We start from the raw sequence: 13,620 nt of genomic DNA, 5'->3' as shown, positions 1-13,620 counted from the left end.
GCTCGTATCCATAAAAGTTAACCCCTGGCGATCTTCAGGCCCAGCTGCAGCATGGCATCCCAGGCATCGCCTGCATAGCCCCTGGCACGCAGACCCTTGATCATCTTGTCCACCTGCGCCGCCTGCTGCAGCGCCGCTTCCAGCACGGGCAGCGAAATGCGCCGCAGCGCCGGCTCCATCATGCGCTCGCGCGGCCCCCAGATGCGGTATTCCTTCAGCAGCGCGCCCAGCGGGCGCCCTTGCGCCATACCGGCCTTCAATTTTAACAGCGTGCGAATTTCCTCGGAGACGGCCCACAAGACCAGCGGCAGCGCCTCGCCCTCGCCTTTCAAGCCTTCGAGCATGCGCACCAGGCGGGCCGGGTCGCCGGCCAGCATGGCTTCGGACAGCTTGAAGACATCGTAGCGGGCCACGTTCAGCACCGCGTCCTGCACTTGCTCATACGTCAGCTTGCCCGCTTCATGCAGCAGGCCCAGTTTCTGGATTTCCTGGTGCGCCGCCAGCAAATTGCCCTCCACCCTTTCGGCGATGAAGTCGATGCTGGCACGCTCGGCGCTTTGCCCCTGCGCGGCCAGGCGCTGGGAGATCCAGGCGGGCAGCTGCGCCCGTTCCACGTTCGGAATCTCGATATACACGGCCGCCTGCTGCAGGCTGGCGACCCACGCCGCCTTCTGCGTGGCCCAGTCCAGCTTGGGCAGGGTGATCAGGGTCAGGTTGTCGGGACTGAGGTTTTTCGCATAGCTTTGCAGCGCCGCGCCGCCATCCTTGCCCGGCTTGCCGGTAGGGATGCGCAGCTCGATCAGCTTCTTGTCACCGAACAGCGACAGCTCCTGGTTGGCCGCCAGCAGCTCGCCCCACTTGAAGCTGCGCTCCACCGTCAGCACGTCGCGCTCGGAATATCCTTGCGCGCGCGCCGCGCGGCGGATCTTGTCGGCCGCTTCCAGCGCCAGCAGGTGCTCGTCGCTGGTGATCACATACAGCTGCGCCAGCGGCTTGGCCACATGTCCATCGAGCGCATCTATCCGCAATTGCATGACGTCCCCGTTACTGCTGCGGGGCTGGCGCGACCGGCGTCACGGGCGCCACTGGCGCCACCGACATGGCCGGCAGCACCGGCTTGATGGCCGCCAGGCGCCGCATGATCTGCTGCACCATGTCATTGCGCATGTCGCGGTACAGCTGCGCCTCTTCCGTTTCCTTCGCCAGCACCTGCGAATCGTTGAAGGTGATCGGACGATTCAGGCTGATGCTCGTCGGTCCCAACAACTGGTTGCCGGCCTTGTCCAGCACGCGGAAGTTGATCGAATAACCGAGCTGGTATTCGCTCACGCGGCCGTTGCTGTTCAGGGACAGGATGGTCTTGGTACGGTTCTTCTCCGGATCGCTGAGCACCTCGAACACGGCGTCGGCACCATTCTTGGTGTCGACCACTTCCGTGCTGCCGACGGCGCGGATATAGCGCTTCAGGTCAATCGCCAGCGGCGACGTATCGGGCAAGCCGATATACATCGTCGCGAACGGCAGCATGAAGCTGCCATTCGAACCGCGCAGGTGGAAGCCGCAGGCGGACAGCAGGACAGTCAGGCCCAGCGCCAGCACGGCACGGCGGCCCAACAGCGATACGGAAGAAGAAGTCGTCATGATTACACCACGATGCTGATTAACTTGCCTGGCACGACGATGATTTTCTTCGGCGTGGTCTCGACGTACTTCTGCACACTCTCGCACGCCAGCGCGGCCGCTTCGATGCTGGCCTTGTCCGCATCCTTGGCTACCGTGATCGAACCGCGCAGCTTGCCGTTCACCTGGATCATCATCTCGATCTCGGACTGTTCCAGCGCGGCCGGATCGACCTGCGGCCACGGCGCGTTCAGCAGGTCGCCATGCACGCCGGCATAGCCCAGCTCTTGCCACAGCACGTGGGTGATGTGCGGCGCGACAGGGTTGAGCAGGCGCAGGAAGATGGAGAAGCCCTCGGCGATCAGCGCCTTCGACTGCGCGCTGTCATCCAGCTTGGCCGATTCCAGGGTGTTGAGCATCTTCATGCAGGCCGATACCACGGTGTTGTACTGAATGCGCTTCAAGTCGTAGTCGGCCTGCTGCAGCAGCTTGTGCAATTCACGACGCAGGTTTTTCTGCGCGTCGCCCGTGGCTGGCGCAGCGCCGCCCGCCAGTGCTGCCTGAATGGTCGCCGACTGCGCGTAGCCGAAGTTCCATACACGGCGCAGGAAGCGGTTCGCGCCTTCGACACCGCTGCCCGACCATTCCAGCGTCTGTTCCGGCGGCGAAGCGAACATGGTGAACAAACGGGCCGTGTCGGCGCCGTACTGCTCGATCTGCGCTTGCGGGTCGATGCCGTTGTTCTTCGATTTCGACATTTTTTCCGTGCCGCCGATTTCCACCGGCTGGCCATCGGCCACCAGGATGGCGCTCTGCGGACGGCCCTTGTCATCGAGCGACAGGCGCACGTCGTCCGGGTTGAACCAGGTGGTCTTGCCCGCCGCATCCTTGCGGAAGTAGGTTTCGTTCAGCACCATGCCTTGCGTCAGCAGATTGACGAATGGCTCATCGAACTTGACCAGCCCGAAGTCGCGCATGATCTTGGTCCAGAAGCGCGCGTACAGCAAGTGCATGACGGCGTGTTCGATACCGCCGATGTACTGGTCCATCGGCATCCAGTAATCGTTGCGTTCATCGACCATGGCGTCGTTCGAGCCTGGCGAGGTATAGCGCATGTAGTACCACGACGAATCGACGAAGGTATCCATGGTATCCGTCTCGCGGCGCGCCGGCTTGCCGCACTGCGGGCAGTCGCACTGGAGGAAGGCTTCATACTTGTTCAGCGGGTTGCCCGTGCCGTCCGGCACGCAGTCTTCCGGCAACACCACCGGCAAGTCTTTTTCCGGCACCGGCACCACGCCGCAATCGGCGCAATGGATCATCGGAATCGGCGTGCCCCAGTAGCGCTGGCGCGAAATGCCCCAGTCGCGCAGGCGGAACGTGGTTTTCTTTTCGCCCAGGCCCAGTTCGGCCAGGTCGGCGGCCACCGCATCGACGGCAGAGGCGAAATGCAGGCCATCGTACTTGCCGGAGGCGATGCAGACACCGTCCTTGCTGCCATACGATTCCTGCCAGGCGTCCGTCGAGAATTCCTGGCCTTTTACCTCGATGACCTGCTTGATCGGCAGGTCGTATTTCTTGGCGAAGCCGAAGTCGCGCTCATCGTGCGCCGGCACGCCCATCACGGCGCCATCGCCGTAGGTGATCAGGACGTAGTTGCCGACCCAGACTTCCACTTGCGCGCCCGTCAGCGGATGGGTGACGAACAGGCCGGTCGGCATGCCCTTCTTCTCCATCGTTGCCATGTCCGCTTCGATGACGGAGCCCAGCTTGCACTCGGCGTTGAAGGCCGCCAGCGCCGGATTGCTTTGCGCGGCGTGGATGGCCAGCGGGTGCTCGGCGGCCACGGCGCAGAAGGTCACGCCCATGACGGTGTCCGGACGCGTGGTAAACACATACAGCTTGCCGTCGCCGATCAGGGTGCCTTCGGCATCCTTGATCTGGTGCGGGAAGGCGAAGCGCACGCCCGTCGACTTGCCGATCCAGTTGGTCTGCATGGTGCGCACGCGCTCGGGCCAGCCCGGCAGCTTGTCATCCACGTACGCCAGCAATTCTTCCGCATAATCGGTGATGCGCGCGTAGTACATGGGGATTTCGCGCTTCTCGATCAGCGCGCCGGAACGCCAGCCCTTGCCATCGACGACTTGTTCGTTGGCCAGCACGGTCTGGTCGATCGGGTCCCAGTTCACGGTACCGGTCTTCTTGTAGATGATGCCTTTTTCCAGCATCTTGAGGAACATCCACTGATTCCACTTGTAGTATTCGGGCTTGCAGGCGGTCATTTCGCGCGACCAGTCGATGGCCAGGCCCATCGATTCCATCTGCTGCTTCATGTGGGCAATGTTCGAGTACGTCCATTGCGCGGGCGGCACGTTGTTGGCCATGGCCGCGTTTTCCGCCGGCATACCGAACGCATCCCAGCCCATCGGCATGAGTACGTTGTAGCCGTTCATGCGCAGGTAGCGGTACATCACATCATTGATCGTATAGTTGCGCACGTGACCCATGTGCAGCTTGCCCGAAGGGTAAGGTAGCATCGAGCAGGCAAAATACTTGCCTTTTGGGAAACGCGGGTCGTGTTCGACGGCTTTATAGGCGTCGATCGCCTTCCAGTGTGATTGGGCGGCGTGTTCGACGTCGGCGGGACTATATTTATCTTGCATAATGGATGTGCGACCAGCGTGGCCCGGCCAAAAGTGGATATGAACCGAGCATTATACTGGTTGTCGCCGCCCGATAGCACGGCACGCTGGCGGCCCGGGCCGGCATATTTTTGCCGGCGTCCAATTATGCTGTGTCATATGTCACAATCTTGTTCTTTGCATCAAAGCCGGCCATGATCGTCTACCAGGAATATGTCCCCATCCCCGCCCTGCGGCCATGGCTGGACTGCGTCTGGACGTGCCGCGTGCAAACGGGCGCCACGCCCCTCACCCATCAGGTCTTGCCGGACAATTGCATCGACATCCTGTGCCAGGACCAGCAGGATGCCAGCTTTGCCGTCGGCATGATGACGACGCCCATCGCCGTCGTCAGCCAGGGCCTGGTGCAGACGGTGGCAGCCCGCTTCAAGCCGGGCGCGGCGGCGCGCTTCTTCCAGCTGCCCCTGTGCGAACTCAACGATGGCCGCGCGGAGCTGCAGCAGCTGTGGGGGCGCGAGCTGGCGGCCCGCCTCGGTGACGCGCTGTGGAGCGAGCCCTTGTCCAATGCACAAAGAATTTCCATCTTGCAGGATTATCTGCTGCTGCGCCTGCGCCAGGGGCCGCCGCTGCGCCCGGCCGGCATCGCCGAGCACGCCATTGCGGCCATCGAAGGCGCGCACGGCATGCTGCGCGTGGAGGGCCTGGCCGGGCAGCTGGGCGTGTCGCGCCAGCACCTGGCCCTGCAATTCCGGCGGCAAGTCGGCATCAGCCCGAAACTGTTTGCCCGCATCTGCCGTTTCCGCGCCGCCAGCCAGGGCTTGAAAAGCCTGCATCAGCAGCCGGACTGGGCGCAAGTGGCCTTGCAATACGGCTATTTCGACCAGTCGCACCTGATCCACGACTTCCAGGATTTCGCCCGCAGCTCTCCCGAGGCGTGGCTGACGGGCCGGCGCGCATGAACACCTTCCATTTTTCCAATCGCGCGGCGCGCGCCGGTGGCATCATGGCGGCATGCATTTCAACCAACAGGAGCAGAACATGATCAAGGGCTTGCGCACCGTCACCTATCCCGTCCCCGACCTGGACCAGGCCAAGGCCTGGTACAGCCAGGTTTTCGGCGCTACCCCGTATTTCGACCAGCCGTTTTACGTGGGCTTTGCCATCGGCGGCTTCGAGCTTGGACTGATGCCGGGCGGCGAGCCAGGCACGCAGGGCAGCGTGACCTACTGGGGCGTGGACGGCATCGAGGCTGAAGTCGAGCGCGTCGTCGCGCTGGGCGCCACCCTGCACCACCCGATCACGGATGTGGGCGACGGCATCCGCACAGTGGAATTGCTCGACCCGTTCGGCAACCAGCTCGGCTTCATCGACAATCCCCATTTCGACACGGCCAAGGTACGCTAAGCGGCTACGCCCTGCAGCCACTGCCGGAACTGCTGCAAGGCCGTCTTTTCATGCGCCGCTTCCGGCGTGATCAGGTAATACGCCCGCTGGCCGCGCAGTGGGCGCTCGCACACGATGCGCAATTCGCCGCGCGCCAGCTCCGCCTCCACCAGCATGCGGGGCAGCAAGACCACGCCCTGCCCCTGCACGGCCGCCATGGCCAGCATGGAAAACAGTTCATAGCGGGCGCCGTAGCGCGCCGCTTCCCCATCGACCTGCATGGCGTCAAACCACTGGCGCCAGGCGCCGGGACGCGTGCTTTGCTGCAGCAAGGTCAGTTCCAGCAGATGCTGCGGCTGCCAATCGCTGCGCGCCGCCAGCAGGCGGGGGCTGGCGACGGGCACGATTTCCTCATGCATGAGCAAGGTGGCCCGCGTGCCGGGCCAGCGCGCCAGCTGCTCGGGCGTGCCCGCATACAGGGCGGCGTCATATTCCGTATCGGCAAACATGAACGGTTTCGTGTAGGCATCGATGTGCACGACGACGTCCGGCTGCTCGCTGGCAAAGCTGGCCAGGCGCGGCATCAGCCAGCGCGTGGCAAAGGTGGGCACGGAGGCGAGCTGCAAGGCGCCGCCCCCGCCCTGGCGCGCCATGGTATCGAGCGTGTCGCGCTCCAGGCCATCGAGGCGGGCGGCGATCTGGCGTGCATACGCGGTACCGGCCGAGGTCAGCAGCACGCCGTGGCGCGTGCGCTGGAACAGTTGCACGCCAAGAAAGCTTTCCAGCGATGAAATCTGGCGCGACACGGCACTTTGCGTCAGCGACAGTTCGCGCGCCGCATGCGTGTAGCTCTGGTGGCGCGCGGCCGCCTCGAAACAATTCAAGGCTTGCAGCATGGGAATTTTACGGGACATGGGTGGGCCAGCGCATCGGGAAAGCCTCCAGTATGCATCAAGATATGCACAGCACGCATGTCTGGGTGCGAATAAATCGTTTGCGCAAGGCACGGCAAGAATCTACCATGAGCCATATTCAATCTTGCGCCGATCACCGGCGCTCACCTGCGAGGCCTGTGATGAGCAAAACTGCATTCGACTGGAATTCCCCCCTGCTGCTGGAAGAACAACTGACGGGCGACGAACGCGCCGTGCTGGAAGCGGCCCGCGACTATTGCCAGGGCAGCCTGGTGCCTAGAGTGCTCGAATCGTTCCGCCACGGCCGCACGGACGCCGCCATCTTCCGCGAAATGGGCGAACTGGGCTTGCTGGGCACGACCATTCCGGAACAGTACGGCGGCGCCGGCCTGAACTACGTCTGCTACGGCCTGGCCGCGCGCGAAGTCGAGCGCGTCGATTCCGGCTACCGCTCGATGATGAGCGTGCAATCGTCCTTGGTGATGGTGCCGATCAACGCCTTCGGCAACGAAGAAACCAAACAGAAATACCTGCCGAAACTGGCGACGGGCGAATACATCGGCTGCTTCGGCCTGACGGAACCGAACCACGGCTCCGACCCGGGCAGCATGGTCACGCGCGCGCGCAAGGTGCCGGGCGGCTATAGCCTCTCCGGCGCCAAGATGTGGATCACCAACAGCCCGATTGCCGACGTCTTCGTCGTCTGGGCCAAGGATGACGAAGGCGCGATCCGCGGCTTCGTGCTGGAAAAAGGCTGGAAAGGCTTGTCGGCGCCGGAAATCCACGGCAAGGTCGGCTTGCGCACCAGCATCACGGGCGAAATCGTCATGGATGAAGTGTTTTGCCCGGAAGAAAACGCCTTCCCCGACGTACGCGGCCTGAAAGGCCCGTTCACCTGCCTCAACAGCGCCCGCTACGGCATCGCCTGGGGCGCGCTGGGTGCGGCGGAAGACTGCTACCTGAAGGCCCGCCAGTACACGATGGACCGCCAGCAATTCGGCCGCCCTCTTGCTGCAAATCAACTGGTGCAAAAGAAACTGGCCGACATGCTGACGGAAATCACCATGGGCTTGCAGGGCTGTTTGCGCCTGGGCCGCATGAAGGATGAAGGCTCGCCCGCCGTGGAAATCACGTCTATCATGAAACGCAACAGCTGCGGCAAGGCGCTCGACATCGCCCGCATGGCGCGCGACATGATGGGTGGCAACGGTATCTCCGACGAGTTCGGCGTCATCCGCCACCTGGTCAACCTGGAAGTGGTCAACACCTATGAAGGCACGCACGACGTGCACGCGCTGATCATCGGCCGCGCCATCACCGGCATCGCCGCGTTCAACTAATGGATGCCTTGGCTTCCGCCCTGCGGCCCGCGCCTTTGGTCGGCTTGCGCGTGCTGGACCTGTCGCGCGTGCTGGCCGGCCCATGGGCCGGGCAAATGCTGGCCGACCTGGGCGCCGACGTGGTCAAGGTTGAACAGCCAGGCCGCGGCGACGACACGCGCTCGTGGGGCCCGCCCTACCTGAAGGACGAGGACGGCCGTGATACGGCCGAGGCCGCCTATTTCCAGTGCGCCAACCGCAACAAGCGCTCCCTGTGCATCGACCTGGCCGCCCCCGAAGGCCAAGCCCTCGTGCGTCGCCTGGCGCAAGAGGCGGACGTGCTGCTGGAAAATTTCAAGCTGGACGGCCTGAAGCAATACGGGCTCGATGCGGCCAGCTTGCTGGCGCTCAATCCGCGCCTCGTCTACTGCTCCATCACGGGTTTCGGCCAGGACGGGCCGTATGCGGCGCGCGCCGGCTATGACTTCCTGATCCAGGGCATGGGCGGCCTGATGAGCATCACGGGCGTGCCCGACGGCCAGCCGGGCGCCGGGCCGCAAAAAGTGGGCGTGGCGCAAACGGACATCATGACGGGCCTGTATGCCACCATCGCCGTGCAGGCGGCGCTGGCCGAACGCGAACGCTCGGGCCTGGGCCAGCATATCGACCTGGCCCTGCTCGACGTGCAGGTGGCGGCGCTGGGCAACCAGGCCGCCAACTACCTGTGCGGAGGAAAAGTACCCCAGCGCATGGGCAATGCGCATCCGAACATTGTTCCGTATCAAGACTTTCCCACGGCCGATGGCGACATGATTCTGGCGATCGGCAACGACGGGCAATTCTCGCGCTTTTGCGCCGTCGCGGGGCACCCGGAATGGGCACAGGATGAACGTTTCGCCACCAATCCCCAGCGCGTGGCGCACCGGGCCACCCTGATCCCCCTGATGCGCCAGACCACGGTCATGCGTACGACGGCCGAATGGATCAGCGCCTTCGAGGCGCAAGCCGTGCCGTGCGGTCCCGTCAACCGCATCGACCAGGTCTTTGCCGACCCACAAGTGGTGGCGCGCGGCTTGAAAGTGGAGATGCCGCATCCGACGGCAGGCACGGTGGCGCTGGTGGCCAATCCCGTGCGCCTGTCCGGTTCGCCCGTGCAGTACCGCTTGCCGCCGCCCTTGCTGGGGCAGCATACGGACGAGGTGTTGCGGCAATGGCTGGGCCTCGATGGCGGCCAGATCGATGGTTTGCGCGAACGCAAGGTCGTCTAAAGAAAAACGCCGGGCAGTGGCAACACTGTCCGGCGTTTTTTATGTTTTCAGCGTTACTTCAGCGTCAATTTCAGCGCCGGCTTTTCGCCATAATCCTCATAGCGCTCATTGATGCCGGCGATACAGAACGTCATTTCTTCCAGCACATCCGGCGCTTGCGCCTTCAGGCTTTCCGCATCCTGCACGACGATGTCCAGCACTTCGTTCGGTTTCAAACGGAATTGCGTCATGTTTTCATCGTCGCGCAGGTAGCTGAGACAATCGACCCAGGCATCCATGCTGTTGCCGTAAAACTCGGGAAAACCGAAGGCTTGCACGCATTGCGCGTGAAAGCTGGCTGCGTCGGTGATCTCTTTTCCATTCAGGATGGCAGTGGCCATATCGTTCCTCAGTTCTTCAGCGACAGCACGTCCTGCATGTCGAACAGGCCCGTCGGCTTGTCGGCCAGGAAACGCGCGGCGCGCAGGGCGCCGTGGGCGTAGGTGACGCGGCTGCTCGACTTGTGGCTGATCTCGATGCGCTCGCCGATGCCGGCAAACAGCACCGTATGGTCGCCCACGATATCGCCGCCGCGGATGGTGGCAAAGCCGATGGTCGACGGATCGCGTTCGCCCGTCACGCCTTCGCGGCCGTACACGGCGCATTCCTTCAGGTCGCGGCCCAGGGCGCCGGCCACCACTTCCCCCATCTGCAGGGCCGTGCCCGATGGCGCATCGACCTTGAAGCGGTGGTGCGCTTCGATGATTTCGATGTCGTAGCCTTCGGACAAGCTTTTTGCAGCCAGTTCCAGCAGTTTCATGGTGACATTCACGCCCACGCTCATGTTCGGCGCGAACATGATGGCCGTCTTTTCGGCGGCGGCGGCAATGGCCGCCTTGCCCGCGTCATCGAAACCGGTGGTGCCGATGATCATCTTGATGCCGTGTTCGGCGCAATACGCCAGGTGCTCCAGGGTGCCTTCGGGGCGCGTGAAGTCGATCAGGAAATCGGCGTTCGCCAGGCCCTTGGCCAGGTCGGACTGCGTCAGCACGCCGGCCGGCTTGCCCAGGAAGGCAGCGGCATCCTGCCCGATCGTCGGCGAACCGGCGCGGTCGAGGGCGCCGGCCAGGATGGCGTCCGGCGCATTGCTGACGGCTTCGATCAGGATATGGCCCATGCGGCCGCTGGCGCCAGCGATGGCAATTTTCAGTTCAGTCATTATTTTCTCTTGCAGCTACTTATTTGGTGGGTTCGACAGCGGGCGCCGGTGCAGGTTCGGCGGCAGGCGCAGGGGTCACCTCAGGCTTGCTCACAGGAATGGCGGGCGCGGCATCGGCCGGGACCGGCACGGCGCTGGGCGCCACGGGCGACGGCACGGCAGCGGCCGGCACGTCGGCCTTGGCCACCTTGGCGAACGGCGACGGGCCGGCGATGCGGTCGATGTATTCTTTCTCTGTCGGCAAGTTGCCGCCTTCGAAACGGGCGACCTTGCCCTCCTTGTCAAAGAACACGATCACGCGGCTGCTGGTGGTTTCGCCATTGCCCCGCGCCAGGCGGAAAGGATAATCCCAGCGGTCGGCGTGGAAGATATCGGTCAGCAGCGACGTGCCGAGGATGAAGCGCACCTGGTCGCGCGTCATGCCGACTTTCAGCTGGGCCAGCATCTCTTCGGAGATAAAGTTGCCTTGCTGAATGTCAGGACGGTAGGGCGAGAAAAACCACATGAATTTCTGCAGTGGCGTGACGGTGGTCGTTTGCGCGCCCTGTTCCGGGACGACTTCCTTGCCTTCCTTCAGCGTCACTGCCGGCTTTTCGCCGAGGATGCCGCGGCTGGCACAGCCGGACGCCAGCAGCGCAACACAGACCATGCCTGCCACGACTGGGGCTCGAAAGGAAAGACGGTGCCAGAGAGATGGCAATACAGCCGGTGTTACGCGCATAAATGACCTCAATTTGATGAACAAAACGCCAGGAGTGACCGGCCAGCCAAAAAATGCATATTTTGGCACTCCCCGCTAAAACGCTATATGATAAAGCACCTGACCCACATACGAGCAACAAACATGAGTAACAATCCTAGTGATCTCAAGGCAAGCGGCCTGAAAGCGACCCTGCCACGGCTGAAGATACTCGATATCTTCCAGAGTAGCCCGGTACGCCACCTGACAGCGGAAGACGTCTACAAGATTCTGCTGGCCGACAATATGGATGTCGGTTTGGCAACTGTCTACCGTGTCCTGACGCAATTCGAACAAGCCGGCTTGCTTAACCGCAACCATTTTGAAACCGGCAAGGCGATTTTCGAGCTCAACGAAGGTTCCCACCACGACCATCTGGTGTGCCTCGATTGTGGCCGGGTCGAGGAATTCTTCGACGAAGACATCGAAATCCGCCAGCAAAAAGTGGCGGAAGAACGCGGCTTCAAGATCGCCGAACACGCCCTGGCCATCTATGGCAATTGCGTCAAGGTCGCCTGCCCGCATAAAACAGCCTGAACTGTGCCGGCCGCTTCCGCAAGGGAAAGGCCGGCAAGGCGATCAATGATGGCTAAGCGCGTTCGACAGTAATTTAGCCGTGATATCGACAATCGGGATGACCCGCTCGTATGCCATGCGGGTCGGCCCGATCACTCCCAACGTTCCCACGATCTTGCCGTTGACTTCATACGGCGCCGTCACCACGCTCATTTCATCCATCGGCACGAGATTCGATTCGCCGCCGATGAAAATCTGCACGCCCGTCGCCTTGCTCGACACGTCGAGCAGCTGCATCAGGCCCGTCTTTTGCTCGAACATGTCGAACATCTGGCGCAACGAGCTCATGTTCGATGACAGGTCGCTCACGCTGAGCAGGTTGCGCTCGCCGGAAATCACCATGTCGTCGCTGTGGTCGGCCATCGCTTCGCTGCCCGCTTCCACGGCCGCCTGCATCAGGCTGCCCATGTCGTCGCGCAGCTGGCGCAGCTCGCCCTGCAGGCGCACGCGCACGGCGTCGAACGACAGGCCGCCGTAATTCTGGTTGATGTAGTTGGCCGACTGCACCAGCTGCGCGGGCGTATAGTCGGCCTCCGTCAACAATAAACGGTTCTGCACGTCGCCGCCCGGGGCGACGATGACGAGCAGGATGCGTTTTTCCGACAGGCGCAGGAATTCGATTTGCTGGAACACGGATTCGCGGCGCGGGCTGAGCACGACGCCGGCAAACTGCGACAGCGACGACAGCATCTGCGCCGCATTGGCGATGGTGCGTTGCGGCGTCTGCAGGCGCAGGCGCGATTCCACCATGGGCTCGTCCAGATGCTTGACGGTCAGCAAGGTGTCGACAAAGATGCGGTAGCCGCGCGGCGTGGGGATGCGTCCGGCCGAGGTATGCGGGCTGGCCACATACCCGAGCTCTTCCAGGTCGGCCATGATGTTGCGGATGGTGGCCGGCGACAGGTCGAGGCCGGAAATCTTCGACAAGGCGCGCGAACCGACCGGCAGGCCGTCGGCGATATATCGCTCGACCAGGGCTTTCAGCAGTGTTTGGGCACGTGTATCGAGTTGCATGATGATTTAGTTAAGCAAGTATTCTTTAAGCAAGTGTTCTTCTAGGCAAGCGGCCACGAAAGCGGCCGAACGTGCGGCAACAGCGCCTATTATGCACGTTCGTCGGCCGGGCGGCGATCAATCTTCCAGTTGCTGCCGTAGCCACAGCAGCAATTCGTCAAAGTTGGCGCAGATGGCGTCGGGCTGCACGCCGGCCGCCAGATGCGCATCGCTGCCCTTGCGGTTCATCCACACGGCCCGCATGCCCGCCCCCTGCGCCCCCGTCACGTCGAAATACAGGTCGTCGCCCACGTACACGGCCTCGTGCGGCGCCACGCCCAGCGCGGCACAGCCGGCCAGAAAGATGCTGGCATCGGGCTTGGCCACGCCAAAATCGCTGGCCGCGATCGATACCTTGAAATGCTGCGCCAGGCCGATAATTTCAAGATCCGCATTGCCGTTCGAGATGGAGCCGACCAGCATGCGCTGGCGCATCCAGGCCAGGCCAGGCAGGACGTCGTCAAACGGCTGGACGCGGTTGCGCGCGGCCAGGAATTGCCGGATGGCGCCATCGACGAGGGCGGGGTCCTCGCCCGCCGCTTCGAAGGCGCTCAGCAGGCCGGCGCGGCGCAGTTCGATCAGGTTGCCATGAAAATGCGGCTGCGCATTGAGCATGGCCAAACGGTGCTGGCGCAGCACTTCGATGGAAAACTGCTGGGCCACTTTGGGCGCGTGCGCGGCCAGCCAGTCATGCAACAGGGTTTCGGCGGCGGCGATCACGGGCGCGATGGGCCACAGGGTATCGTCGAGGTCGAACAGGATGGCCTTCGGCGGGACGGCAGGCGGGACAGGGGCTAGGGACATGGCATTCACAAAAAAGATGGCGCGCCACGGTGCGCAGCGTGCATCTATTGTCGCACCGATCGCCGCCGCCGGCATGGCGGCGCCCCGGGCAAATGGGGCCAGGC

14 protein-coding genes are annotated in these 13,620 nt (G+C 63.1%); 5 read left to right on the top strand and 9 right to left on the bottom strand.

Annotated elements, in window-relative coordinates; translation table 11 throughout:
• Positions 1 to 17: 17 nt before the first annotated feature.
• Genes holA through leuS form a run of 3 tightly spaced genes read right to left on the bottom strand, consistent with a single transcriptional unit; the run spans position 18 to position 4,283 of the window.
• Positions 18 to 1,034: a DNA polymerase III subunit delta gene (holA, locus tag EBS11_RS01430; RefSeq protein WP_290599926.1), complete on the bottom strand. Its 1,017-nt coding sequence runs from the start codon at positions 1,032 to 1,034 to the stop codon at positions 18 to 20.
• A 10-nt stretch (positions 1,035 to 1,044) separates the two neighbouring features.
• Entirely contained in the window at positions 1,045 to 1,641 is a 597-nt protein-coding gene (gene lptE / locus EBS11_RS01425; RefSeq protein WP_290599925.1) for an LPS assembly lipoprotein LptE, read from the bottom strand.
• A 2-nt stretch (positions 1,642 to 1,643) separates the two neighbouring features.
• Positions 1,644 to 4,283, bottom strand: a complete 2,640-nt coding sequence (gene leuS, locus EBS11_RS01420) for a leucine--tRNA ligase (protein WP_290599924.1) — start codon at positions 4,281 to 4,283, stop codon at positions 1,644 to 1,646.
• Positions 4,284 to 4,432: 149 nt separating this feature from the next.
• On the opposite strand from leuS, the gene EBS11_RS01415 reads away from it, so the two are divergent.
• Together EBS11_RS01415 and EBS11_RS01410 are read left to right on the top strand one after the other, a co-directional pair.
• On the top strand, positions 4,433 to 5,221 hold the full coding sequence (locus EBS11_RS01415) for a DUF6597 domain-containing transcriptional factor (RefSeq protein ID WP_290599922.1): 789 nt from the start codon (positions 4,433 to 4,435) through the stop codon (positions 5,219 to 5,221).
• Between the two features lie 52 nt (positions 5,222 to 5,273).
• The gene (locus EBS11_RS01410; protein ID WP_290599921.1) at positions 5,274 to 5,666 is read left to right on the top strand and encodes a VOC family protein; all 393 of its coding nucleotides are present in this window, start codon (positions 5,274 to 5,276) and stop codon (positions 5,664 to 5,666) included.
• Here the strand turns inward: EBS11_RS01410 and EBS11_RS01405 are convergent.
• Positions 5,663 to 6,559, bottom strand: a complete 897-nt coding sequence (locus EBS11_RS01405) for a LysR substrate-binding domain-containing protein (protein ID WP_290599919.1) — start codon at positions 6,557 to 6,559, stop codon at positions 5,663 to 5,665. The genes EBS11_RS01410 and EBS11_RS01405 overlap by 4 nt on opposite strands.
• A gap of 161 nt (positions 6,560 to 6,720) precedes the next feature.
• Between EBS11_RS01405 and EBS11_RS01400 the strand changes: the two genes are divergently transcribed.
• Positions 6,721 to 7,899 (top strand): acyl-CoA dehydrogenase, encoded by a 1,179-nt coding sequence (locus tag EBS11_RS01400; RefSeq protein WP_290599917.1) that lies wholly within the window; start codon positions 6,721 to 6,723, stop codon positions 7,897 to 7,899.
• Positions 7,899 to 9,146, top strand: a complete 1,248-nt coding sequence (locus EBS11_RS01395; RefSeq protein WP_290599916.1) for a CaiB/BaiF CoA-transferase family protein — start codon at positions 7,899 to 7,901, stop codon at positions 9,144 to 9,146. Before EBS11_RS01400 ends, EBS11_RS01395 begins: the two co-directional genes overlap by 1 nt.
• Before the next feature lie 53 nt (positions 9,147 to 9,199).
• On the opposite strand, the gene EBS11_RS01390 is transcribed toward EBS11_RS01395, so the two are convergent.
• Genes EBS11_RS01390 through EBS11_RS01380 form a run of 3 tightly spaced genes read right to left on the bottom strand, consistent with a single transcriptional unit; the run spans position 9,200 to position 10,993 of the window.
• On the bottom strand, positions 9,200 to 9,526 hold the full coding sequence (locus EBS11_RS01390; protein WP_290599915.1) for a barstar family protein: 327 nt from the start codon (positions 9,524 to 9,526) through the stop codon (positions 9,200 to 9,202).
• 8 nt (positions 9,527 to 9,534) lie between these two features.
• Entirely contained in the window at positions 9,535 to 10,344 is an 810-nt protein-coding gene (dapB, locus tag EBS11_RS01385) for a 4-hydroxy-tetrahydrodipicolinate reductase (RefSeq protein WP_131373341.1), read from the bottom strand.
• 19 nt (positions 10,345 to 10,363) lie between these two features.
• Complete coding sequence (locus EBS11_RS01380; RefSeq protein WP_290599914.1) at positions 10,364 to 10,993, bottom strand: outer membrane protein assembly factor BamE; 630 nt, start codon at positions 10,991 to 10,993, stop codon at positions 10,364 to 10,366.
• Positions 10,994 to 11,188: 195 nt separating this feature from the next.
• On the opposite strand from EBS11_RS01380, the gene fur reads away from it, so the two are divergent.
• Entirely contained in the window at positions 11,189 to 11,620 is a 432-nt protein-coding gene (fur, locus tag EBS11_RS01375) for a ferric iron uptake transcriptional regulator (RefSeq protein WP_131373340.1), read from the top strand.
• A 42-nt stretch (positions 11,621 to 11,662) separates the two neighbouring features.
• Here fur and hrcA read toward each other — a convergent pair whose 3' ends face one another.
• Together hrcA and EBS11_RS01365 are read right to left on the bottom strand one after the other, a co-directional pair.
• Positions 11,663 to 12,673, bottom strand: coding sequence for a heat-inducible transcriptional repressor HrcA (hrcA, locus tag EBS11_RS01370; RefSeq protein ID WP_290599913.1), 1,011 nt, complete (start codon positions 12,671 to 12,673; stop codon positions 11,663 to 11,665).
• Between the two features lie 117 nt (positions 12,674 to 12,790).
• Positions 12,791 to 13,516, bottom strand: a complete 726-nt coding sequence (locus tag EBS11_RS01365; RefSeq protein WP_290599912.1) for an HAD family hydrolase — start codon at positions 13,514 to 13,516, stop codon at positions 12,791 to 12,793.
• Positions 13,517 to 13,620: the final 104 nt, after the last annotated feature.

Origin of the sequence: Janthinobacterium sp., assembly GCF_009923995.1 — a bacterium.
GTDB lineage: Bacteria > Pseudomonadota > Gammaproteobacteria > Burkholderiales > Burkholderiaceae_D > Janthinobacterium.
Note: the sequence above shows the minus strand (reverse complement) of the source record. Positions and strands in the feature narration are given on the sequence as shown.